Source organism: Protofrankia sp. BMG5.30 (assembly GCF_001983005.1).
Taxonomy (GTDB): Bacteria; Actinomycetota; Actinomycetes; order Frankiales; family Frankiaceae; genus Protofrankia; species Protofrankia coriariae.
The window spans coordinates 50894-73837 of the sequence record NZ_MOME01000028.1 but is presented as its reverse complement, the minus strand read 5'-3'; the positions used below and the strand labels follow the sequence as shown (position 1 = coordinate 73837).

Sequence of the window (22944 nt, the reverse complement as noted above, 5' to 3'; positions counted from 1 at the left end):
ACTACACGGCGCACGCATACGGCGCCGGACTTTATCCCAGCGCCACCGCCATCCCCGCACCGGTCGCGGCACCGGTCGCGGCACCGGTCGTGGCACCGGTTCCCGCACCCGGAGGGCATGACTCCGCCCGCGCAGGGATCTTCCACGGTGGTGACAATGAATCCGTGCGCATCCGACCGGTCCGGTTCGAGGAACTGTCAGTGCTCCAGGACATCGAGCGTGCCGCTGGCCGGTGGTTCCGCGACATCGGCATGCCCGAGATCGCCGATGACGAGCCGCTCACCGTCGACGAACTCGCGCTCTATCAGCGGGCCGGCCATGCCTGGGGTACCGCAGACGGGACCGGCCGTCTGGTCGCCTACCTGATCACGGACCTCGTCGACGGCAACATGCACATCGAGCAGGTATCGGTGCGGCCGGACAGCGCCCGCCGCGGGGTGGGGCGGGCACTGATCGAACACATCGCTGATCACGCAGCTGCCGAGGCCATACCAGCGCTGACCCTCACCACATTCGTGCACGTACCGTGGAATGCCCCCTACTATGCGCGATGCGGGTTCCGCTGCCTCACCGAGGCCGAGCTGACACCAGGGCTGCGGGAGATCCGCAACCGGGAGACCGAGCACGGCCTGGGCCGATGGCCACGGGTGGCCATGCGTCTCGGGGTGGGACGGTAGGCGTCGGCGGCTACTCCGTGGGGCCGGTGGGGATGACGTAGCCCAGTTTCCGGAGAGCGGTGCGGAAATCGGCCTCGTGCTGGACCGGTACGGCGATATGGCGATCCCCCACCGACTGGCAGAATCGGCGGAGCCTGCGGTCGGCGGTGATGAGAGCGGCCACCGCCGGGTCGGTGCATTCGACCACCCGCGCGAGCCCGAGGTCACGCAACTGGCCGACCCGGGCCGTGGCATCCTCGAAAAGCCTGGTCACGGTGGCCGGTACGGCATGGTCGGCGTGGTCGTCGAGAAAGCGCCGCAGTTCCTCCAGTGGGCGGCCGGCGTCGACCGCGGCCAGCAACGACGTGAGGTTCAGCGACCAGACACGGTCGGATGAACGCTGCCCGTAGGCGTCCAGGAGAAGCTCGTCGGCGGGCTTCACCGCACCGGTTGCCACGATATCCAGATTCGGCAGGACCTTGAGCTCCGGGCCTGCTCCGCCGCCGCTTTCCGGCTCCGGCTCGTACTGTTCGGCCAGTCCGAGGACGTATGCGCCGAGCGTGTTCAGCCGGACGGCGTACAGGCCGTCATAGCGGCTGAGATAACCCAGGCCGTCGGCGCCCCAGTTCGCGTGGAAGTCGTCGCGGGCATCGACCGGATCGCCGTATTCGAGGTCGAACAGGCCGAGCGCCCCCGCGTACTCGAACAGCAGGCACAGGGTGTATCGGCCCTCCAGCAGCGGCCAGTCGTGGAAGCCGTCGTATCCCAGGCTGCCGTACTGCGGATCCTCGAGGTACAGCTTCCAGGTGTCACGCGCCACCGTGAACGAGGAGCCGTCGCGCCGCATCCGGGTGAACAACTCGTCCACCGCGATCCACTCCCCGGGCGGACAGATCGCGAGCGCCGCGGTGACGGCCCTGCGCCGCGGGCCGGCCGCGGTCAGGGCCCGGGCCGACCGCTGGCCCTTGATTGCTTCGATCCGGCTCATCTCGTCGATCACGGCATGGCCGGCCCAGCGCCGCCAGAGATGACGGATCGTTTCCGCCGCGGGCCTGGCCAGCGCGCCGCGACCCCGAGCGGTCAGCTGCAGCCGCCCGCCGACGACCTCGGCCAGGCCACCGGCCTGCAGCAGCAGCGGCCACGCGAACGCGGCGATCGGCTCCTCCCGGTAGAAGTCACCGCCGGTGAGGACGCCGGCGACGGTGGCGACGGTCGCGGCTGCCGGCCGCTGCGTCTTCTCGCTGCACCGCAGCCTGCCGGCCGCGCACAGCCGCAGGACGGTGAGCACGTCGGCAGTCGCCTCCCTCGCCCTCGGGCGAACGGTCGGCCCGCCCGTTCCCGACGAACCGTCCGTCGGCGCGTTCACGTTCTGTACCACCGCCATACCCGCTGACTGTAGAACCGCGTCGGCAAGCAGACTCAGCCGGCACGGGAACCGGGATGTCGGCCGGTGGCCCGGGCGGCGCGGCCTTGTCGTGACACGGCGGCGGCCGGACGCGTCGTCGTGTCGGTGATGGCCCGGCTCACCCGGTCGTCCGGCACGCGACGGTCGTCCGGCACGCGACGGTCGTCCGGCACGCGACGGTCGTCCGCCAGCGCTTCCTTCGGCGCCTGACCACAACCGGACGCGCGCCTCCCCCACCGCGGCCATGCCGCCGGCCCGACAGCTCCGGCGCTTCACCCGTAGCGATGATTACTTATAGTGATAACAGCATTGGGCTATGCGAATCTCACCTTCACTGATCTTGTAGACGAGCCGGTGTTCGTCGTTGACACGTCGTGACCAGTAGCCCTGGAACCCGTGTCTCAGGGGCTCCGGCTTGCCGATGCCCTCGTTCCCGTTGCGGGCGATGTCCTGAATCAGGGCGTTGATCCGCCGCAGTAGCTTACGATCCTGGGCCTGCCACCACAGGTAGTCCTCCCAGGCGTTCTCATCCCAGACGATCTTCACTCGGCAAGGTCTCGTACCACGCCGCCACCGCTTTCGAGCCGGTCGATGGCCGTCAGTAGTCGACGGGCGTTCTCCGGGCTCCGAAGCAGGTATGCAGCGGTGACACCGGAGATCAGCGCCCTCGGTCCCAGCCGGTCAGGCGGGCTGTTCGGCCGGGCTGGCAGGTGGGGTGGGGACGTCGGCGTTCCAGCGGGCCGTCCACGTCTGGTTCTCGACGGCAATCGCATCTTCGCATTCGGTGACGAAGGCGGTGTCCAGCCGGGTCCGTTCGGCGGCGGAGACGGTGGCCGGGGCGGGCAGCCGCCACCGGTCGCGCAGAAAGCGCAGCCGGCGGGCGGTCTGTTTGTAGGCGCGGGCGTCGTCCTCGTACCGCGAAGCGGCCGCGTACGAGCCCACCGACGCCCCCACCATGGTGATCGCCGGCGCCCAGGCGGTGACCGCCGCCCCGCCCGTGGCCGCCTCCAGCGCGCCGAGCACCGCCGCGGCGAGGCTCGCGACCAGCCCGGCCCACTGGAACTGGGTGGTGCGCCGTTCGGCGACGGCGGCCTGCGACTCGTAGTAGCCGATCTGGTCGTCGACCCGGTGGGTCACGTAGGAGGCGATGTCGCCCGCCCGCGGCCACCGCTGGGGTGACGACAGGTCGCCGGCCGGCACCGCGGGCGGGAGGACGTCGGCGGCCTGCTGGATCGCCTCGCAGCGCTCCAGCAGCTGGCGGCTCCGTTCGGCCGGCGAGCCATGGTAGGAGCCGACACCGGCCAGGTAGGTGTAGATCTCGGCCTTCACCGCTTCGGACACCGAACGTAACTGCGTCCAGGTCCTGATGTGGTTGGGGCCGGTGAAGAAACCGGCCACGATCGGCGCGCTGGCCAGGGCGGCGGCGGCCAGCGCGGCCAGTACCCGGCCCGCGCTCCCGTCGGCCTGCGCGGCGGCGGTCACCAGGACTGTCCCGGCCACGCCCAGCCCGAGGGTGGCCCGTCGGCCCCGGCGAATCCGCTGTTTCGCCTTCTCCGCGGCCACGGACCACTGCCAGTGGGCCACGATGACGCTGTCAACCCCCGCTGTGTTCATGACGGTGATTGTCGCGGTACGCGTCCGGGCACAGCGGGCTGCCCGGGCGGTGACCCGCTGAGGTCAGCCGCCGTCCGCGCCAGGCCCGCACTCCCCGGGGACCGGCGAAGCCGGCCGGGTCGGTGGAGCCGACCGAGCCGACGATTTCGACGAAGCCTGCGATTTCGACGAAGCCGAGGACGTCGACGGCGCCGACGGCACGCCGACCGGCAGCCCCCCGCCTGCCGCTGACGCCCCGCTCGGTGACGGCTCGGTGGAGGGCAGCGGTATCTGCCCGGCAGGCACCGGCTGAGGGGGACGACCCCCGCGCAGCAACGACGCGCACGCGGCGAGCAGCGCCAGGACCGCGGCCGTCACGAACACCACCACGAGACCACGGTGGAAGGGCTCCGATATCAGGTTCGGGAAGAACTCCCTGCCGGTGAGGGTCTGCTGGTGCTCGGGCGAGAGCGTGGACAGCCCGCCGGTGGACGTCAGCAGGTGCTCGATCGGGTTGGCACCGAGAACGGTCGCGAACAACGACGACACGGGCGGTAGGTCGGCGATCCCACGTGCGGTGTCGGGCGGCACGCCCTGCTGTTGCAGGCCGCTGGTCAGCGCCTCCGGAAGGCTGCTCGCCAATCCGACGATCATGAGTGAGAAGAACACCCCGATCGACAACGTCGTGCCGGCGTTCTGGAAGGTCGAGCGCATCCCCGAGGCGGCACCGCGCTGGCTCGCGGGCACGCTGCCCATGATGGACGACGAGTTGGGAGCGCTGAACATGCCGCCGCCGACCCCGTTCGCGGCGATCAGCAGCGCGAAGGCCCAGTAGGGGAAGTCCACGGGCAGCAGCGTCAGGCCGACGAAGCTGCTGGCGAACACCAGCATCCCGGCGCTGGCGAGGCCGCGGGCGCCGACCCGGTCGGAGAGGAACCCGGACACCGGGCCCGCGACGATGACGCCGACGGTCAGCGGAAGCAGGTAGATCCCGGCCCAGAAGGGCGTGTCGTGGTAGTCGAAGCCGTGCAGCGGCAGCCAGATCCCCTGCAACCAGATGATCAGCATGAACTGCAGCCCGCCGCGGGCGACGGAGACGGCGAGACCCGCCATGCTGCCCGCGATGAAGGCCCGGACCCGGAACAGGGCGAGCTCGAACATCGGCTCGGCGGCCCGGCGCTCGATGACGACGAACGCCACGAGCAGCAGGACACCACTGGTGATCATGGCGATGACCGTGGGGTTCAGCCAGCCCATGGTGTGGTCCCGATACGGCTGGATGCCCTTGGTGATGGCGACCAGGATCATACCCAGGCCCACCGCGAACGTGATGTTGCCCCACCAGTCGAGACGCCCACCTTCCCCCCGATGGCCGGTCTCCCGAAGCTTGCGGTACGCCCACAGCGTCCCGAAGACGCCGACCGGCACGTTGACCCAGAACACCGCCCGCCAGTCCAGGGCCGCCAGCACACCTCCCGCGACCAGGCCGACGAACTGGCCGGCCAGGAAGGCGACCTGGTTGATGCCCAGCGCGAAACCACGCCGGTCGACGGGGAACGCGTCGGTGAGGATCGCGGCCGAGTTCGCCATCAGCATGGACCCGCCGACCGCCTGCAGCATCCGCCAGCCGATCAGCCACAGCGCCCCGTGGCCGCCGTCGAAGGGATCGAACGACAGCAGGATGGAGGCGATGGTGAACACCACGAAACCGGCGTTGTAGATCCTGATCCGGCCGAACATGTCACCGAGGCGGCCGAGGGTGACGACGAGCACGGCCTGGACGAGGCTGTACCCCATGATCATCCACAGCAGGTAGCCGACGTTGCCCAGCGCCAGCGGATCCAGGTTGATGCCACGGAAGATCGACGGCATGGCGATGATGACAATGGATCCGTCGAGCCCCGCCATGAACATGGCAGCGGTCGTGTTCGCCAGGGCCACCCACCTGTAACGGTCGTCCCCGCCGTGGCCGGCCGGCCCCACCGCCTGCCCGACAGACGGCCGCCCGCCGCCGCGCCGTGGCCCGCTCGCCGGCGTCATATGCTCTGCGCCAGTCGCTCCAGCAACGGCGCCGCCGCCATCAGCTGTTCGAGTTCCGCGGGCGTGAAGCCGCTCGACAGCGCCTTCGCCAACTGTTCGGTGCGCGCGTTGCGCCTGTCGCGCAGCGCCTGTAGGCCGGCTTCGGTCGCCGATAAGATCACCCGCCTGCCGTCCCGTGGGTCGGGACTGCGCTCGACAAGACCGCGRGCCTCGAGCGCGCCCAGCGTCGCCCCCATCGACTGCGGGCTGATCTGTTCGATCTTGGCGAGCGCGGCCGCCGTGGTCGGGCCACCGCGCTCGAGGCGCACCAGCGCCGAGGACTCGGGCATTGTCAGCTCGCCCGTGGGCTGCGCCTGGCGCAGCCGCCGCAGCAGCAGCCCGATGCTCAGCCGAAGCGTGGCCGCAACCTGATCGATATCCAACTCCCCGGTCATTCAATCAGCCTAGGCTTATAAGTGTAAACTTGCAAATTTTCCAGCCGTGTAGACGACACCCTCGCCRCCGTCGGGTCTGGGACGGCTCGTCGGTCAGGCTGCGACGATGGGGCATATGGGGGGAGCAGATCCGGGCGCTGGTCCGCCGGGTCCTGACGGATCGTGCGTTGACGGTGCCCGACGCCGGTGCGCGGGCGATGGTCCTGACCGCTGCCGCGGCCCGCCGGGGTGCTCCTTCCCCGGAACTCGCCGCCGCCGCCGGGCTGCTGGCCCAGGTCCGGGTGGCGGCGGGCACGCTCGATGTCGTCGCCGAGGTCATCGACCTGTACGGCCGGTATGACTCCCTGGATGCCGCCGCCGGGCTCGCCAGGTCCACACCGGCCGGGCCGGTCGCGGAGATCGCCGACACACTGCCGTCCAGCAAGGTGGTGGAATGGCCGCTGGAGATCTCGACCCAGGAGATCGCCGCCGCCGCGGCGGTCCGGGCGGTGGGCGCGGCGGCGATGGTGCTGGTCGCGGTACGCGCCGGGCGCGGGCGAGCCGCTCGTAAATGGTTACGGGTCGCCGAGGGATTCGTGGCGGGAGCGGAGCGGTTGTCGCCGGGCGCCACCGGCGTGCCCGCGGCGGTGGCGCGGTACCTGTGGGCGGCGCGGGCCGCGCTCGACCCGAAAACGCACCCCGACGACGCGGGCCTGGCCGCCTCGGTCGCCTGGTACCTGTGGGACCGCGGCCACCGTCCGGCGGCCGTCCGATATGCCCGCGAAGTACTCGACCATCTCGCCGGCCCGCTCGACATGCTGGTCGGTGGACGCGACGACGGACGGATCATCTTCGACGCGGAGGAGTTCCTGCACGACGCGCAGGCGGACGACGCCGCCCGCGCCTGCCTGACCGCGCTGCTGGCGATGGCGGCGGCCGGCGACGGCGACGGCGGCGGCGGCCGGGAGCTGGTGGGACAGCCCGCCGGCACGCTCGACCTGGACGCGTTGCGGGGCCTGTCGTCGCTCGCTTTCGCCGAACGGGCCGAATATCTTGCCCGGATCGCGATCGGGCTGCACCGCGCCGGGCAGTCGGACGCGGCGATGGAGATGCTGGGACTGGCGGTCAAGTCCAGCATGACCATGGCCCGGCGAGGCGAGCTCGCCCCGTTCGAACGGTTGTGCCAGGCGGTGGCGGAGCTGCTCCCGCCGGACGAGGCCCTCCTGGTCTGGACGCGGTGGCTCCAGGCGGCAGCGCGGTCGGACTCGTATCACGCGCTCGGAATGATCGCTTCGTACGTCCGCTGGTCCCCCGCGGCCGACCTGGCGGGGATCACGGTCGACCCGCGAACCGGCGACCTGACCGCACGCCCAACCACGCGAGACAATTACTAATCTTCTTGGATCTGTGACTACGACGACCATCGCGCTCCCGTAGCCGACATCCGAAGCCGGAGCGCGCCTGTCCAGGCCGGTGCGCCGGCGACACAGGTGGATTACGAAACGAAAACGGCTGCCATGGCGACCGCTTGTTCCCTCGTTCCTGGTTCGACCATATTTGATCATCGATCTCTGATCGACTGCGAGGCGGAGGCGCGGGACGGGGCCGTTGCTGGGCCGGTCTTTCGGTACTGCCACGACGGTTGTTCAGGTGGACTCGTCGGTCCAGGGGGCCAGGGCGCGGGTCACGAACGTGGGTGAGGCCGCCGCCTTCTCGTCCAGGGCGAGCAGCATCGGCATGTAGCTTTTGCCCGCGCCGTCGTCCGTGTCGAGCTCCGGGTCGCCGGCCCGCTCGAAGCCGTGACGGGCGTAGAGGCGCACCGCGGCCGTGTTGGTCGGCACGACCCACAGCCGGAGGCCGATCGCGCCGACTGCCCGCGCCCAGTTCACGGCGGCGTCGAGGAGGGCGTCGGCCGCTCCCGTGCCGCGCGCGGCCGGCGCGACCCACATCGCGGCCAGCTCCCGGAACTCCGGTGCCCGCGACGGCCGGTAGACGTCCACCATGCCCGTCGAAGCGCTGTCACCCGTCGAAGCACTGTCGCCCGTGGGAGTGCTGTCACTCGCGGGAACGCTGCCGCCCGCCGTGGTGTCGTCCTGTTCCAGCAGGAACGTGGCGTGCGCGTCACCCGCCGAGTTCCGCGACGCGCGAGCCCGCCAGTCCGCGTCGGGACGGGCGCTCTCGGCCGCCAGGGTCTGCCAGAAGGATCCGGGCGCGTCGGCCAGCGCGGCCAGGCGGACATCGCGTAACCGCTCGGCGTCACCGGGCGTGATACGGCGTACGTGGAATACCAGGCCCACGTCAACGACCGCCCGGACGCATGAACGTGACATGTCCCGGACGTGTGAATTCCGAACGCACCGGACATACGGACATGGCGCCACACATGCGTGCGGCGAGGCGTGACACCACCCGCGCCAGACCCGGGAACCGCGCAACCACCACCATCCGCACGCTACCGGGCGTGACCCCGCCTGGGTCGAGGGCCCCCGGCGAGCTGTCCGGCGACCGCGTAGCGCGGACACCGGATGCGGACGCCGGACAGCGTCCCCCCGGGCTCCGGTCGAGGCATCCGGACAGCCAGCACGGTGGCCGCATGCCTGTTACCGGGCCTCTCCCGGCGGCGCTGTGATCGTTGCGACTGACACGCATCGAGGTCTGCCGCCACTCACACATTCACAAAAAGCGACCAATCCAGCCCTGACGCGGATGCGCTTCACCTGTTCTCATCGACAATGCGGACGATCCCGCACCCCCGTCCATCATGCAAAGGACTCCTAATCATTAGGTGTACAATTCGCTTGCTAAGGTCCGTTGGTGGGCATCGGCGTCCCCCGCCGTGGCCCTGGCGCCGGGGGCGACCCGCGGTGCGTCGACAGCTACAGATCACGATGACGGGAGACGGCTGTGCCAACGACAGGCGGAGCCCGCACAGCGGCGGGACGCGCGGCGTTCCCCGCCGTCGGCGCCGGCCGGGCCACGCCGCCCCGGTTACCCGGGCCGCGCGCGTGAGACCGCCAGGCACCCCCGAGGAGCGTCACCCAGGGCTCGACGCGAAGATCGTCGCCGCCCTCGACCGGATCGGCGAGGCTCTCCAGGTGCTGGCCCGCCGCGCGGCCGAGGCGCACGAGCTCTCCCCCACCCAGCTGCGGGTCCTCGTCCACCTGCACGCCGGGCCGCCCCCACCGGCCCGGACCAGCGCGTTGGCGCGTGAGCTCGACGTCGCCGACCCGACCGTCAGTGACGCCCTGCAGGCCCTGCGCCGCAAGGGGCTCGTCGAACGCGAGCGGGACCCCGACGACCGGCGCCACTACCGGCTCCACCTGACCRCCGACGGCCAGTGGACCGCGCGTGCGGTGTCGCGCTGGACCGCCCCCGTCGAGGTCGCCACGTCGCGGATCGACCGCGTGGACGGCGAGCAGTTGCTCGCGACCCTGCTGGACGTGCTGGAACGCATGCACTCCGAGCATCTGATCAGCGTGACCCGGGCATGTACCACCTGTCACCACTTCAGACCCGCGGTCCGCCGGGCGAGAACCGCCGTCCACCGATGTACCTTCTTCGACTACCGCCTTGGACCGTCCGACATCAGGGTCGACTGCCCCGAGCACGTCACCCGCGAGGAGTTCGCCCGCCGCGCCGCGGCCAGCGGCCGCTGACCAGCTCGACACACCGCGCAGCATCCCACCCGGGGCACTGCCCGCGCGGGGATCTTCCCCCGGAGCCGCCGCATACCGTCGCGGCCCGCCCGGGACACCGCTTCCGTTCTCCGAAGTTCCGCCGGGCTCTGCCGCGTTCCCCCGACCCGTTTCCCCTGACTCGTCTCCCCTGATTCCGCTCTGCCTCCGCCTGGGTGCCAGCGGGCTTCGCCTGGGTGCCAGCGGGACGCACGTGCCGTGCCAGCGGAATGTACGTGCCGTGCCAGCGCGGCCCGGCAGCCTGTGCCGCATGACCTTCGCCATCCACGCCGAGGCGCTCACCAAGCGGTTCGGCGACACCCAGGCGCTCACCGGCATCGATCTGGCGGCGCGGGAGGGCAGCGTGCTCGGCGTGCTGGGCCCCAACGGTGCCGGCAAGACCACGGCCGTGCGCATCCTCGCCACCCTGCTGCGTGCCGACTCCGGGCATGCCACGGTGGCCGGCTTCGACGTGGCGCGCAGTCCGCAGCAGGTCCGCCAGCACATCGGCCTGACCGGCCAGTACGCCTCCGTGGACGAGGACCTGACCGGCCTGGAGAACCTGGTCATGATCGGTCAGCTGCTCGACATGCGCGCCGCCGAGGCCCGGCGGCGGGCGGTCGAGCTGATCGAGTGGTTCGACCTCGTCGAGGCCGCCGGCCGGGTGGCCAGAACCTACTCCGGTGGCATGCGCCGCCGTCTCGACCTGGCCGCGTCGCTCGTCGGCCGGCCATCCGTGATCTTCCTGGACGAGCCGACCACCGGCCTGGACCCGGTACGCAGAGAACAGATGTGGGACGTCGTGCGCAGCCTCGTCCACGACGGCTCGACGGTGCTGCTGACCACCCAGTACCTCGAGGAGGCCGACGCGCTCGCCGACGAGATCACCGTCATCGACCGTGGCCGGGTGATCGCCCACGACACCCCTGACGGCCTCAAGAGCGTGGTCGGCGGCCAGCGCCTGAGCGTCCGGCCGGCCGACCCGGGGCAGCTCGACACGGTGCGCCAGCTGCTCGCCGAGATCACCGCGTCGCGGCCGGAGCCCGCGGGCCGCGACCACCTGACCGTCGCCGTCGACGGCGACGAGGTGCTGGCGGAGGTGATCGCCCGGCTGCGGTCGGCGGGTGTCCGCGTCACCGAGCTGTCCCTGCACCTGCCAAGCCTGGACGAGGTGTTCTTCACCCTCACCGGCRGCCACACCGGCAGCCGCGCCGAGATCGAGGAGGAACCGGCCGCATGACGGTCACGACCACAKCCCCCGCGCCGCGCCGCCGGCCACCCGGCATGCCCGCGTCGCGACCGGCCGTCCCGCCGGCGCGCCTGCGGGCCCTGCGCCACGCGCTGGTGATCGCACGCCGAAACCTGGTCAAGACCCTCCGGACGCCGGAACAGCTCATCGACGTGACGCTGCAGCCGGTCATCTTCCTGCTGCTGTTCGTCTACATCTTCGGTGGCGCGATCGGCGGTGGCTCCCAGCATGACTACCTTGAGTTCCTGCTGCCGGGCCTGCTCGGCCAGTCCGTCGCGATGGGCAGCATCGCGCTGGGGCAGAACCTCAACGCGGACATCGAGAAGGGCGTGTTCGACCGGTTCCGGTCACTGCCGATCTCCCGGTCGGCGCCCCTGGTCGGGGCGGTCCTCGCGGACGTGGTGCGCTACCTGCTGCTGTGCGTCATCCTCGTCGGGTTCGGGTATCTCATCGGGTTCCGCGTCGCCGCCGGCCCGCTGTCGCTGGCCGCCGCGCTGGCGCTGTCGGTCGCGTTCGCACTGTGCTTCTGCTGGATCTCGGTGTGGATCGGCATGAAGGCGCGTACCTCCGGCTCCGTGCAGGGCATCATGTTCCTGCTCGTCCTGCCGCTGTCGTTCGGCAGCAACACGTTCGTCGACGTCGCGACGATGCCGGGCTGGCYGCAGGCGTTCGTCCGGGTGAACCCGATCTCGCACCTGGTCGGCGCCGTGCGCGCGCTGATGCTGGGCGGCCCGGTCGCGTCGAATCTGGCGTGGACGGCGGGGTGGATGGTGGCGCTGCTGGCGGTCTTCGTACCGCTGGCCCTGCGGGCGTATGGCCGCCGGACCTGACGAACGCGCACTGCCGTGGGGCTCACGGGCCGCCCCTCGGGCCGGTCACCGGCTGCCCCGCGTCACCTCGAATCCGGTGGTGTGGGGCAGCCGGTCCGGGTCGAGGCGGGCGGTGGCCGCGGCGCGGTCCAGCGCCCGGCCCCGGCCGTACGCGGCGGCGAAGCCATCGCCGAGCTCACCGCGTAGCCGCGCGGACAGCTCGGCGACGTCCAGCGCGGTGGAGTCGTCACTGCCGCGCAGCGCCTCGCACGCGCCGAGGATCTCGGCCGCGACGACAGGCTCGCCCACCCGGGCGGCGACGTCGGCCACCACCACCCCGACCGCGGCCAGGACCGGCAGGTCCTTCGTGCCGACAGCCGTCGGGTACGCGCGTCGCAGCCTGGCCCGGGCCCCGGCGAGGTCACCATCCAGGGCGTGCATGCGGGCGGCGGACGCCAGCACGAAGGAATCACCGTGACCGTGAATCGGATGGGTGGGGGAGATCGCGTCGAAACGCCGGAGCGCCTCGGTGTGCAGCGCCCTGGCCGCGGCCAGGTCACCCGCCTGCCTTTCCAGACGGGCCTGAATACTCAGAGTGATCACAGTCTCCAGCGGCGTTCCACTGGCCTCGCAGCCGGCGCGCGCCGCCGCGAGCTGGCCGCGGGCGGCCCGCAGGTCGCCGCGGCGCATGGCCAGGTCGGCCAGACGTATCCGCAGCATCGACTCGTCGTCGCGCGACCCCATCTCCCCCATCAGGGCCAGCGCCTCCTCGTACGCCGCCGCGGCGGCGTCGAGCTCACCGTCGAGGGTGTGCAGCATCGCCACGGCCCGCAGCGCGCCGGCGGTGCCCCAGCGTTCACCGAGCGCGCGGAACTCCGCCAGGGCGGTGATGGCATCGGCCCGCATCCGTTCGACATCGCCGTCGTTCTCGGCAAGGCCGGCGCGCAGCATCAGCACGGCGGCCGACAGCCAGGGGTCGTCGCCTGCGCGTGCCTCCTCGATGTAACGCTCCATCATCGCCATGTCGCCGCTGAGCATCGCCATTCCCGGCCGCAGCAGGCCGATCAGCGGCCATCCGCTGATGTCGACGGAGCCGAGACGCCCGGCAAGCTCGCCGAAACGCGCCAGGTTGGTCTCCACCTCGGCGGGGGACGACGTCGCCGCCATGGCGGCCGAGCTCACGGCGTGGAACGCCTCGCCGATCACGCGAAGGTCCGTGTCGTCTCCCCCGGGCACGGCGAGCGCCTCGGCCACCCATCCCGGGACGTCGGTGTGGTTTCCCAGCAGCATCGCCAGGCTGCCGATTCCGAGCGCGATGCGCAGCGCCGCGTCCGCGTTGCCACGGTCGCAGCGCAGCCGCAGCGCGCCGAGGATGTTGTCACGCTCGGCCTTGAGCGCCTCCAACCACTCGAGCTGGTCGGCCCGGGTCAGGTGCGGCTGCGCCGTACGCACCAGCTCCTCGAAGTACGTGGCATGCCGTTCGCGCAGCCACGCCAGCTCGCCGCGTTCGGCCAGCCGCTCCAGGCCGTACTCGCGGATCGTCTCCAGCATCCGCTGCCGGGTGCCGCCCACGGCCGGCTGGAGCAGCGACTTGTCGATCAGTGCGGCCACCAGGTCGCCGACGTCGTCCGCGCGGACAGCCCCGCCGGAGCAGACGGCGGCCGCGCTGCGCGTCGTGGTACCCGACGGGAACACCGCGAGGCGTTCCGCGAGCAGCCGTTCGGGCTCGGTCAGCAGGTCCCAGCTCCATTCGACCACCGCCCGCAGGGTGCGGTGCCGGGGCAGGGCGGTGCGACTGCCGCCGGTGAGCAGCCGGAACCGGTCGGACAGCCGTCCGGCGATCTCGGCGAGCGGGAGCGTGCGCAGCCGTGCCGCAGCCAGTTCGATCGCCAGTGGCAGCCCGTCCAGCCGGCGCACGATCTCGATGACCGCGGGGGCGGAGACCTCGTCGACGACGAAGCCGGGCCGGACCGCGGCCGCCCGGTCGGCGAACAGGCGTGCCGCGGGGAATCCGAGCACATCGGCGGCGGGCGCGTCCGGGGCGGGCTGGGCCAGCGGAGGCACGACGAGCAGCACCTCGCCGAAGATGCCCAGCGGTTCGCGGCTGGTGGTGAGAACGCGCAGCCGGGGGCACCGCGCGAGCAGCAGGTCGGCCAGCCGCGCCACGGCGTCGAGCAGATGCTCACAGTTGTCCAGGACGACGACGGCCTGCCTGTTCGCGAGCCCCTCGAGCAGCCGGCTGACGGCGTCGCGGGTGGTGCGCTTCGTGGGCCGGTCCAGTATCTGGGCCTCCCGCAGGCCGAGGACGCCCAGGACGGTCTGGGGCAGGTCCGCCGGGTCGGTAACCGACGCCAGCTCAACGAACCACACACCGTCCGGCACGCTGTCGACGACGCGGGCCATCGCCTCGCCCGCCAGCCGTGTCTTGCCGGCGCCACCGGGGCCGACCAGCGTGACCAGCCGGTTGCCCGCAAGCGACTTGGCGATACCCGCCATCTCGGTGTCACGGCCGACGAAGGTCGTCAACGGGGCCCGCAGGTTGGTGCGAGCCTGCGGGGCCGCGCGCCGCGCCGGCCAGTGCCCCGGGGAGTCCGCCGGCCCACCACGCAGGACGGCCAGCCGAACCGCCTGCAGCTCGGCGGACGGGTCGACGCCGAGCTCATCGGCCAGCCGGGCCCGCAGCTGCTCGTAGGTGCGTAACGCGTCGGCCTGCCGGCCGGTGGCCGTCAGCGCGGTCATCAGCTGGCCCGCCAGCCGTTCGTGCAGCGGATGTTCGGCTGCCAGCGCCTCGAGCGCGGCGACGACCTCCAGCTCCCGGCCCGCGGCAAGGTTGGCCTCCGCCCGGTCGAGCACGGCTTTCAGGTACACCTCGCGCAGCCGGGCCGCGTGGGCCGCGACCGCCGGCGAGACGTCGGCCTCGGCGAGCGTGGGCCCGCGCCACAGCGCGAGAGCGGCGCTCAGCTGGGTGGACGCACCCTGCGGGTCACCGGCCCGCAGCGCGGCCGCCCCGGCGGCGGCCAGCCGCTCGAAGCGGGACGCGTCGACGTCGTCCGCGTCGACGGCAAGGCGGTAACCGCCCGCCGACCTGGCGACCAGCGCCCCGTCACCGAGCGAGCGACGCAGCCGTGACACGAGGGTCTGTAAGGCGTTGGCCTCCCCGACCGGCTGCTCGTCCGCCCACACGGCGGCCACGAGTGCGGCGACGCTGACCGGACGGCCTGCGTCCAGCGCCAGGCGGACCAGCAGGGCGCGCCGCCGGGAGCCCGGGATGTCGATCTCCCGATCGTCGTCACCTCGCACCTCGAGGGCACCGAGCACTCCCACCCACATCCGTCCACTCTCGCACGGGCCGACGAGCGGCAGACCCCACACCTGATCCGCTCTTCGCCTGTCCCGTTGTCCCGTCTCCGCGGACGCTGCCCGGCCCGCTCCGGCCTGCCCGCGACAGACCGGGGGGTGGGAGCCGGCCGGGGCCGCCCGCTACCAGTCGGGCCCGCTACCAGTCGGAGTTGCTGGCGCCGAGGCCGAGGATCACCTGGTCGAACGAGTTGCCGTCGTTGTCGTCGGTGTACGCGAGGGCCAGCTGGCCCCACGGCGACACGGCCACCGCCATCTGCTCCTGGCGGCCGGCGGTCGCCTGGCTGAGCGACTGTGCCGGCAGCCGACCGGCGGTGGTGCCGTCCGGGTTGAGGCCACCGGCCCAGACCGCCGGGTCGCCGCCGCCCACCGACCAGCCGACCACGGCGTTGCCCTGGTCGTCGATGCCGGCGGCGGGAGAGCCCGCGCCCGTCCCGGTCGACACCTGCACCTCGGCGTCCCGGCCGGTCCCGTCCGCGCCGAACGAGCGGGCCCAGACCCCGGGTGTGCCGGTGTGGTCGGACTCCCACACGACGACGAGGTCACCGTTGGCGTTCGCGGCGACGGCGGCGTGCCGCTGCTGCCCACCGCCGAGGGTGTTGGCCGAGCGCCGSGAAAGGACCACCGCCCCGTTCGCCCTGGCCAGCCGGGTCAGCCCGATGTTGAAGTAGCCGTTGGCGTCGGTGTCCTCGTCCCACACCACGGTCGCCTCCCCGGCGGCGGACACCGCGACGTCCGGGCTGTGGTGCGATCCGCCGGTGGCGTTCACCGTCACCTCGTACGCCTTGGTGGTCGTACCGGTGAATCCGGCGGCCTTCACCGTCGCCGCGGCCGTGCCCTGGATGTCCTCCCACACCACGGTGAAGGCCACCGCCGTGGTGCTGCCCGGCGCGCCGTCGGGATCGACGGACACCTTCGGGACCACCTGCTGGCCGGTCGAACTACCGTTGGCGTAGCCGGAGCCGATGACCGTGCCGGCCGGGGAGACGACCCGGTAGGGGATGTTGTAGAAGCCGTTGCCGTCGGGGTCGTCGGCCCACACCACGACCGCGTTGCCGCGGTCGTCCAGCCCCACGTCCGGGGTGACGTGCTTCCAGCTCACGCCGGACGTGCCGCCCGCGGACAGCCTGATCTCATAGCTCGACACCCCGTTGCGGAACAGGCGCAGGTAGATCTCGCTGTGTGTGTTGTCGCCGGGGCTGGTGGTGTCCCGGTCGTCCTCCCAGACGACGGCCACGTCGCCGATGCGGTTCGTGGCCACGGCCGGGGCGTCCTGGTCCCCGGTGGCCACGCTGTTCGCGGTCAGCCAGGTCGACGGCCCCGCAGCCACGGCGAACCCGCCCGGCGCGACGAAGGTCGCGATGACGACCAGTGCCGACAGCGACGAGACGACCGCGATCCTCGACAGGAGAATCCTCGGCATGCTCCACAAAAAGGACTCCGGCAGGATGAATCTCGACAGGACGAAACCATGCACACCACGCATTTCGGATCCCCTCACGCGTCGACGAGCCCGGGCTGGCCGTCCTGGATGACGAACGAACGCACGGTGGTCGCGGCCGCCCCGTGCTCGGTCACCGTCGCCACCCCGCGGAAGTCGGCGGCGATGTGGGCGGGGGTGATGGTGGTGCGGACGTATCCGCGGCGGTCGGAGTAGAACCTGATGTGCGGGTTGGTCGCGCCGTTGGGGATGGTCGTCGTGGCGGACCCGTTGCCGCCGGAGGAGATCGAGGTGCCGACCAGTTCGGTACCGATCGTCGGTGACGAGGTGTTGGCGTAGTCGGCCTTGAGGTTGCTGGCCCACGACGCGTGCACGTCTCCGGTGAGCACCACCGGGTTGCGTACCGCCCGGTCGACCCAGYCCTGCTGGATACGGGCCCGGGACGCGCGGTAGCCGTCCCAGGCGTCCATGCTCCCCGCGCCCGACGCGTCGAACCGCCGCGCGAAGAAGACCTGCTGGCCGATGATGTCCCAGGTGCCGAGGTGTTGGGCGAAGCCGTCGAGCAGCCAGGCCTCCTGGGCGGTGCCGGGCAGTGAACGGCTGGCCAGGTCGGCGTCCGCGCACACCTTCCAGCCGTCGCCGCACGCCTGGTCGTCGCGGAACTGCCGGGTGTCGAGCATGTGGAACGTGGCCAGCGTGCCCCAGCGCACCCGCCGGTACAGCGGGATGCTGTTCCCGGCCGGCGCCGCCGACGGGCGCAGCGGCATGTTCTCGTAGTAGGCCTGGTAGGCCGCTGTCCGCCGGGCCGTCCACTCGGCGGCCGTCAGCGCCGGGCTGTTGTCGGCCCGGACCATGTTGGCGTAGTTGTTCTCCACCTCGTGGTCGTCCGGCACCACCAGCCACGGCGCGACCGCGTGCGCTGCCTGCAGGTCGGGGTCGGACTTGTACTGCGCGTAGCGGCGGCGGTAGTCGGCCAGCGAGACGATCTCGCTGCCCAGGTGCTCCCGGATCGACCCGGTCGTGGTGGCGTCCTCGTAGATGTAGTCGCCGAGGTGCAGGATCAGGTCCGGGCGGTCGTCCGCCATCCGCCGGTACGCCGTGTAGTAGCCGGACTCGTAGTGCGCGCACGACGCGAACGCCATCGTCAGGTCCCGCCCCACGGCGGTGAACACCGGGGCGGTCCGGGTGCGGCCCACCGCCGAGATGTGCCTCTGCGCGCGGAACCGGTAGTAGTACTCGGCGTCGGGCGCGAGCCCGCCGGCGACGACGTRCACCGAGTGCGCCTGCGCGTAGCCCGCGGTGACCGAGCCGGACGCGACGAGCGGAGCGAACGCGGGGCTCGTGGACACCTGCCAGTCGACCACGACGTCCGTGTTCGCCATGCCGCCGTGCCCGTCCGCGTTCAGCGGGGACGGGGCCAGCCGGGTCCAGAGCACGACGCTGTCCGGCGCCGGCTCACCGGAGGCCACGCCGAGGGTGAACGGGTACGGGGTGGTGCTGGCCGCCGCCTGCGCGGCCGGGACCGAGGAGAGCGCCCGTACGGGCAGGGCGAGTCCCCCGGCCGCTGCGATGCCCCCGACGAGGAACGTCCGACGGTGAAGCGTCTTCATACGACAAAACGTTAATTTGTACACATAAATATATTTATATATGCAGAAAAATACTATATGTACAGATACGTACAACCCGGATGCGTGTCGCGAGCGAGCGGCGGGCGGACGGCACCCGCCCGGCCGCTCCCGGCAACGAATACTCACCTACGGCGACGAGACAGGACTCGTTCGGCATGCTCCGCCCGGACCGGCCGCCGATCCGTGGGAGCCGGAGCACCGCCTCACCGACCACCCGCTGTCGACATGGCATCATCCCATCGACTTGGCGCCGTCCAGGGACTCGCGGATGATGTCGGCGTGACCGGCGTGCTGAGCGGTCTCCGCGATCAGGTGCAGCAGCACCCGGCGGGCCGACCAGCGCACGCCCGGCTCGAACCAGGGAGCCTCGGGCAGCGGCTGGGAGACGTCGAGATCGGGCAGCGCCGCCACGAGCTCGTCCGTCCGGCGCGCGACCTGCTCGTACTCGTCGAGCAGCCCGGCCAGCGTCTCCCCGGGCAGCACGCGGAACGCGTCGGACCAGGCACGCCACCTCTCGGGTGACTGCTCCATCACGGCCGGGCCCTCGGTGATGAAGGTGGCCCAGTCCCGCTCGGTGAACGTGACGTGCTTGATCAGACCGCCCAGGGTCAGCTCACTGACGGTGGTGCGCTGCGCGGCCTGCCCGTCGGTGAGGTCGCGGGCGGTGTGGCGCAGGAAATACCGGTGCTTGGCCAGCGTCTCCAGCAGGTCGGCGCGCTCACCGGTCACGGTCGTACCAGTCCGGGTCATGACAGTTCTCTCTGTTCCTTCCGTCGGTGTCGGTGCGGGGCATCGTACGGGCCGGCACCGACACTTTTTCCGCCGGGAAGGCGGCGTCGGCGGAGCCCTCCGGCGACCAGGAGCCGCCCCGCCATCCGGAGCGGCAGCCCAACCGATCGCGGGAAGGGTGGGTTGCCGCCCGGCGCCGATATCGGTTTCCCGCTGCCGGGTCACCGTCGCATCAGAAGCGATCCGCCCAGAAGGTACTGCCCGACCATCTCGAAATTCGTCCGCGCGAGAGTGATGTGTTTGACCGCCGCGTTGATATCGCGGAAGCAGCGGTCCAGCCGGCTGGCGGTGTACAGGGAACTCGTTCCGGCCAGGTCGTAGAGCACGTCCACGGCGGACACGGTGTTCTCGCCCACGGCCGCGGCCGCCAGGCGGATCAGGGCGCTGAGATCCTCCCCGCCGTACCCACCGCATGCCGTCACACGATCGGCGGCATCGGCAAGCAACAGAGCGCTCGCCCGCACCAGGGCCTCCGCGCGGGCCAGCCCCGCCTGCACGGTGTGGCTCGCGGCCAGCGGGCTCGTCGCCCTGGCGGGAGTCTTCTCCCGGGCCAGCGACCGGAAGGCGGTAAGGGCGTCCTGGGCGATTCCCAGCGCCGTCGACGCCGTCGTGAACGGAGCGAAGTCGTAGTAGGCGATGCCATAGGCCCGCGAGGGACGGTCGGCGGGGGCACCGCGCAGCAGCGAACCGTCGACCGTGTGCCCGTCGGGGACGACCAGACCGTCGACGCGGAACGTCGCGCTTCCTGTACCGCGCAGCCCTCCGACGAACCAGTCATCGACAAACCGGGCGGCGCCCTTCGGCACGAAGGCCATGAGCGTCCGCGGCCCCCCGGGAAGCGGCGCACCGTCCCGCGGGAGAACGTCGTCCCGCGGGAGAACGTCGTCGCGCGGGAGAACATCGTCGCGCGGGAGAACATCGTCGCGCGGGAGAACATCGTCCCGCGGGAGAGTCGCGGCGCACACCAGCCAGTCGGCGTGCACCGCGCCGCTCGCGAACGCCCACGTACCGTTCAGCCGATATCCACCGGACACGGGTTCGGCCCGGCCGGTCGGATTGATCCCGCCGACCACCAGCCCCGTGCTTTCCCTGAAGAGCCGGTGCGCCACCGGCTCCGGCAGATAGTCCGACATTCTGCCGATGGCGCCCTGAACCCCCATCTGCCAGGCGACGGACGCGTCGACGCGGGCGAGCGCCTGCAGGACGGCCGAACCGGTCCGTACGCTGACCTGCCCACCACCGAAGTCGCGTGCGACCCACATTCGATGGATGTTCTCCTCGCGCAGCGCGTCAATGACCGCGACCGGTGTCGCCCGCTCCCGCTCAGCCTGGTCCCGGTGCCGGACAAGCAGCGGAGCGATCCGCTCAACGCGTGCGGTCCACTCCACGGTCTCRTCAGAGGGAGGGCCACCGTCCGGAAGCACGCGGCACGTACGCCCATCGCTCATCTCGGCTCCCGTGAGAACGCCCACCCCGTGATCACCCGTATTTCCCAGGCGGACGAGGAAGATACCGACAGCGATCATCCATCAGGATGCCTTTGTCCGTATGCCGTTCTCCCACGCGAAACCGTGTGACGTTCTCCGACCGGTCACCACCGCATGCGACATGCCGATCCTCCGCCCGACAGCCGGCTTTTTCCCAGGTTGAGTGGAGCGTCGCGCGCGTCGACGAGGTCGTCCGCGCCGCCGTGCCGACGAGGTCGTGTCCCTAGCATGAGCCCATGGCCCGCGACAGCTTCATCCGGGAAGACCGCCGGCCGCCTCACCCAGCGATCTTTTCGGGAGGACCTTGTGTCGGACAGGACCCTGATCGACGCGGAAAAGCGCCGACAGCCGTCACCGGTACGGCCGCGCCAGGGCGCTGATCCGGTCCGATCGGATCTCGGTCGGCTCACGGTCCAGTGCGCGGACCGCCCCGGCATCGTCGCCGCGGTGTCCCAGTTCCTCACCGATCACGGGGCGAACATCGTCGAGTCGGACCAGGCGACGACCGACCCGGTGGACGGCCAGTTCTTTCTGCGGATGACCTTCCACCGGCCCGGCCTGCAGGCCCACCTCGACGACATGACCAAGAACTTCACGAAAGCGCTGGTCGAGAAGTTCGAGGTGACCGAGTGGTCCCTCCGCGACGCGTCCACCCCGAAGCGCGTAGCGATCATGGTGTCGAAGTACGACCACTGCCTGCTGGACCTGCTCTGGCGTGCCCGGCGAGGTGAGCTGCCGGTCGACATCGGTCTGGTCATCTCCAACCACGCCGACCTCGCGAGCGAGGTCCGGACGTTCGGCGTGCCGTTCGTCCACATGCCGGTGACCCGCGACACGAAGCCGGAAGCCGAGGCCAGGCAGCTGCAACTGCTGCAGGGCAACTTCGACCTCGTCGTGCTCGCCCGCTACATGCAGATCCTCTCGGCCGACTTCCTCGCCAGCGTCGGCTGTCCCGTCATCAACATCCACCATTCCTTCCTTCCCCCGTTCGCCGGCGCGGGCCCCTACGAACGGGCCAAGGAACGTGGCGTGAAGCTCATCGGCGCGACCGCGCACTACGCGACCGAGGATCTCGACGAAGGCCCGATCATCGAGCAGGACGTCGTGCGGGTCCGGCACAGTGACAACATCGCGGCTCTCAAGCGGCGCGGCGCCGATGTCGAGCGGTTGGTACTGAGCCGGGCGGTGCTCTGGCACTGCGAGGACAGGGTCCTGCGTCAGGGTAACTCCACGGTGGTCTTCTCCTGACCGCCGCGGCCATCGGGGCCCGTCTCGGTGCGGAGCGCGCCGAGCGGGGGCAGGGCCGTGCAGGCAAGGACGGTGACCAGGAGCCATCCGGCGACGACGTCGGTGAGCCAGTGCATCCCGAGGTAGACCCGGCTGGTCGCGACGGCAAGCGCCCACGTCGCGGGTACCGCGGCGGCCACGACCCGGGTGAAACGCCGTCGACTACGGTAGGTGAGGGCTACGGCGAGGCCGACGGCGACGAGGGCAGAGGTGCTGGTGTGCCCCGACGGCAGCGCGGGGCCGGACGCGTGCCAGGCCCAGTCCGACGCGGGTGGGCGTGCGCGGTCCACGGCGATGGCCAGCGAGGCCCGGAGCAGCTGCCCCACGGCCAGGGCCGCGATCCCGACCACCGCACCGCGCCACCACCTTCGCCCGGGTACCGCGAGGGCACCCGCAACCGCGGCCAGGGCGTAGGCACAGACGCCGCTCCCGGTAGCAGTGATCACGATCGCGGCGTCCGTCACCGCGGGGCTGCGGTGGTCGAGCGCCCAGCGGTGGACGTCGGCATCCAGCGGGAACGGGGTGCCGTGCCGGCCTGCGACCGCGGCCACGAGCGCCGTCAGCAGAAGGCCCGCCACGGCAGCGATGACGTGCGGCATGCGGGGCCGGCGGGAACCAGTGGCCTCGTCGTGCCCGCCGCCCGGCACCGGCGGCGGTGAGGGTCTCCGGCGCCGCCGCTGCTTCCCAGACCCGGACCGGCTCCCTGTGGGCATGGCCGGCAACGTACGCCGCAGCCGACGTACCCGAGACCAGCGGAACGCTCGGCACCCTCACCGCACAGCCCAATCCATGATCGAAAAAATCGGCTTGTCGATCATCACCTCCGTCTCCTCGCCGAGCTCTCGTACCGCGCGCTTGCCCACCACGTGCCCGTGACCCGTGCTCCGACCCACCGGCTCCGTCCGTCCTGGGTGATGTGCGAACAGCCCAGGACCATCTCGTCCCGTCGCGTCAGCCGGCGTCTCGGCACGCTGGCACCTACCGACATCGATCAGGTTGCCGTCGTCGTACGCCGGTTGCTCCATCACGGATAGCGCGAGGCCACGTCCACACCCAGTCGGGTGGCACGGAGAGAGACCGGCTCCTGGTCAGGATCTCGCTCAGGATGCGGTG

General features: G+C 71.4%; 19 protein-coding genes and 1 pseudogene. 7 read left to right on the top strand and 13 right to left on the bottom strand.

The genetic code is table 11. The features are described from left to right. The first annotated feature begins 164 nt into the window (after positions 1-164). Positions 165-677, top strand: a complete 513-nt coding sequence (locus tag BL254_RS16280; protein ID WP_076843906.1) for a GNAT family N-acetyltransferase — start codon at positions 165-167, stop codon at positions 675-677. A 10-nt stretch (positions 678-687) separates the two neighbouring features. On the opposite strand, the gene BL254_RS16275 is transcribed toward BL254_RS16280, so the two are convergent. The 6 genes and pseudogenes from BL254_RS16275 to BL254_RS16250 all read right to left on the bottom strand — a co-directional run bounded on the left by BL254_RS16275 (position 688) and on the right by BL254_RS16250 (position 6128). Further along, a complete protein-coding gene (locus tag BL254_RS16275; RefSeq protein ID WP_076843877.1) occupies positions 688-2040 on the bottom strand; it encodes a helicase-associated domain-containing protein in 1353 nt (450 codons plus the stop codon). Positions 2041-2349: 309 nt separating this feature from the next. Continuing rightward, complete coding sequence (locus BL254_RS16270) at positions 2350-2607, bottom strand: Txe/YoeB family addiction module toxin (RefSeq protein ID WP_047224385.1); 258 nt, start codon at positions 2605-2607, stop codon at positions 2350-2352. Further along, positions 2604-2702: pseudogene (locus BL254_RS29520) on the bottom strand (type II toxin-antitoxin system prevent-host-death family antitoxin); the annotation flags it as partial. The pseudogene BL254_RS29520 and the gene BL254_RS16270, both read right to left, overlap by 4 nt. Positions 2703-2742: 40 nt before the next feature. Continuing rightward, positions 2743-3675, bottom strand: coding sequence for a DUF4231 domain-containing protein (locus BL254_RS16260; protein ID WP_047224384.1), 933 nt, complete (start codon positions 3673-3675; stop codon positions 2743-2745). A gap of 63 nt (positions 3676-3738) precedes the next feature. Continuing rightward, entirely contained in the window at positions 3739-5694 is a 1956-nt protein-coding gene (locus tag BL254_RS16255; RefSeq protein ID WP_047224383.1) for an MFS transporter, read from the bottom strand. After that, positions 5691-6128 carry a MarR family winged helix-turn-helix transcriptional regulator gene (locus BL254_RS16250; protein WP_047224382.1) on the bottom strand — a complete coding sequence of 146 codons (438 nt, stop codon included), beginning with the start codon at positions 6126-6128 and terminating at the stop codon, positions 5691-5693. The genes BL254_RS16255 and BL254_RS16250 overlap by 4 nt, the downstream gene beginning before the upstream one ends. A 167-nt stretch (positions 6129-6295) precedes the next feature. On the opposite strand from BL254_RS16250, the gene BL254_RS16245 reads away from it, so the two are divergent. Then, positions 6296-7501, top strand: coding sequence for a hypothetical protein (locus BL254_RS16245; RefSeq protein ID WP_139342351.1), 1206 nt, complete (start codon positions 6296-6298; stop codon positions 7499-7501). A gap of 252 nt (positions 7502-7753) precedes the next feature. Here the strand turns inward: BL254_RS16245 and BL254_RS16240 are convergent, their stop codons facing one another. Then, positions 7754-8437, bottom strand: coding sequence for a GNAT family N-acetyltransferase (locus tag BL254_RS16240; protein WP_047224379.1), 684 nt, complete (start codon positions 8435-8437; stop codon positions 7754-7756). Positions 8438-9112: 675 nt separating this feature from the next. Here BL254_RS16240 and BL254_RS16235 point away from each other — a divergent pair. The 3 genes from BL254_RS16235 to BL254_RS16225 all read left to right on the top strand — a co-directional run bounded on the left by BL254_RS16235 (position 9113) and on the right by BL254_RS16225 (position 11860). Next, positions 9113-9763 (top strand): MarR family winged helix-turn-helix transcriptional regulator, encoded by a 651-nt coding sequence (locus BL254_RS16235; RefSeq protein ID WP_254858216.1) that lies wholly within the window; start codon positions 9113-9115, stop codon positions 9761-9763. Between the two features lie 289 nt (positions 9764-10052). Then, positions 10053-11021: an ATP-binding cassette domain-containing protein gene (locus BL254_RS16230; RefSeq protein WP_076843875.1), complete on the top strand. Its 969-nt coding sequence runs from the start codon at positions 10053-10055 to the stop codon at positions 11019-11021. Next, positions 11018-11860: an ABC transporter permease gene (locus BL254_RS16225; protein WP_083731140.1), complete on the top strand. Its 843-nt coding sequence runs from the start codon at positions 11018-11020 to the stop codon at positions 11858-11860. Before BL254_RS16230 ends, BL254_RS16225 begins: the two co-directional genes overlap by 4 nt. 45 nt (positions 11861-11905) lie before the next feature. Here BL254_RS16225 and BL254_RS16220 read toward each other — a convergent pair whose 3' ends face one another. The 5 genes from BL254_RS16220 to BL254_RS16200 all read right to left on the bottom strand — a co-directional run bounded on the left by BL254_RS16220 (position 11906) and on the right by BL254_RS16200 (position 20505). Then, positions 11906-15163, bottom strand: coding sequence for a BTAD domain-containing putative transcriptional regulator (locus tag BL254_RS16220; RefSeq protein WP_162233246.1), 3258 nt, complete (start codon positions 15161-15163; stop codon positions 11906-11908). A gap of 172 nt (positions 15164-15335) precedes the next feature. Beyond that, entirely contained in the window at positions 15336-16619 is a 1284-nt protein-coding gene (locus tag BL254_RS16215) for a hypothetical protein (protein ID WP_047224390.1), read from the bottom strand. 74 nt (positions 16620-16693) lie between these two features. Then, entirely contained in the window at positions 16694-18247 is a 1554-nt protein-coding gene (locus BL254_RS16210; RefSeq protein ID WP_076843873.1) for an alkaline phosphatase, read from the bottom strand. A 252-nt stretch (positions 18248-18499) separates the two neighbouring features. Continuing rightward, on the bottom strand, positions 18500-19018 hold the full coding sequence (locus BL254_RS16205) for a DinB family protein (RefSeq protein ID WP_047224376.1): 519 nt from the start codon (positions 19016-19018) through the stop codon (positions 18500-18502). Between the two features lie 200 nt (positions 19019-19218). Further along, on the bottom strand, positions 19219-20505 hold the full coding sequence (locus tag BL254_RS16200; protein ID WP_076843900.1) for an acyl-CoA dehydrogenase family protein: 1287 nt from the start codon (positions 20503-20505) through the stop codon (positions 19219-19221). Between the two features lie 345 nt (positions 20506-20850). On the opposite strand from BL254_RS16200, the gene purU reads away from it, so the two are divergent. Next, positions 20851-21792 (top strand): formyltetrahydrofolate deformylase, encoded by a 942-nt coding sequence (gene purU / locus BL254_RS16195; protein WP_083731139.1) that lies wholly within the window; start codon positions 20851-20853, stop codon positions 21790-21792. On the opposite strand, the gene BL254_RS16190 is transcribed toward purU, so the two are convergent. Continuing rightward, on the bottom strand, positions 21762-22430 hold the full coding sequence (locus tag BL254_RS16190; RefSeq protein ID WP_047224375.1) for a phosphatase PAP2 family protein: 669 nt from the start codon (positions 22428-22430) through the stop codon (positions 21762-21764). The genes purU and BL254_RS16190 overlap by 31 nt on opposite strands. Before the next feature lie 78 nt (positions 22431-22508). On the opposite strand from BL254_RS16190, the gene BL254_RS29515 reads away from it, so the two are divergent. Further along, complete coding sequence (locus tag BL254_RS29515; RefSeq protein ID WP_083731138.1) at positions 22509-22865, top strand: type II toxin-antitoxin system PemK/MazF family toxin; 357 nt, start codon at positions 22509-22511, stop codon at positions 22863-22865. Positions 22866-22944: the final 79 nt, after the last annotated feature.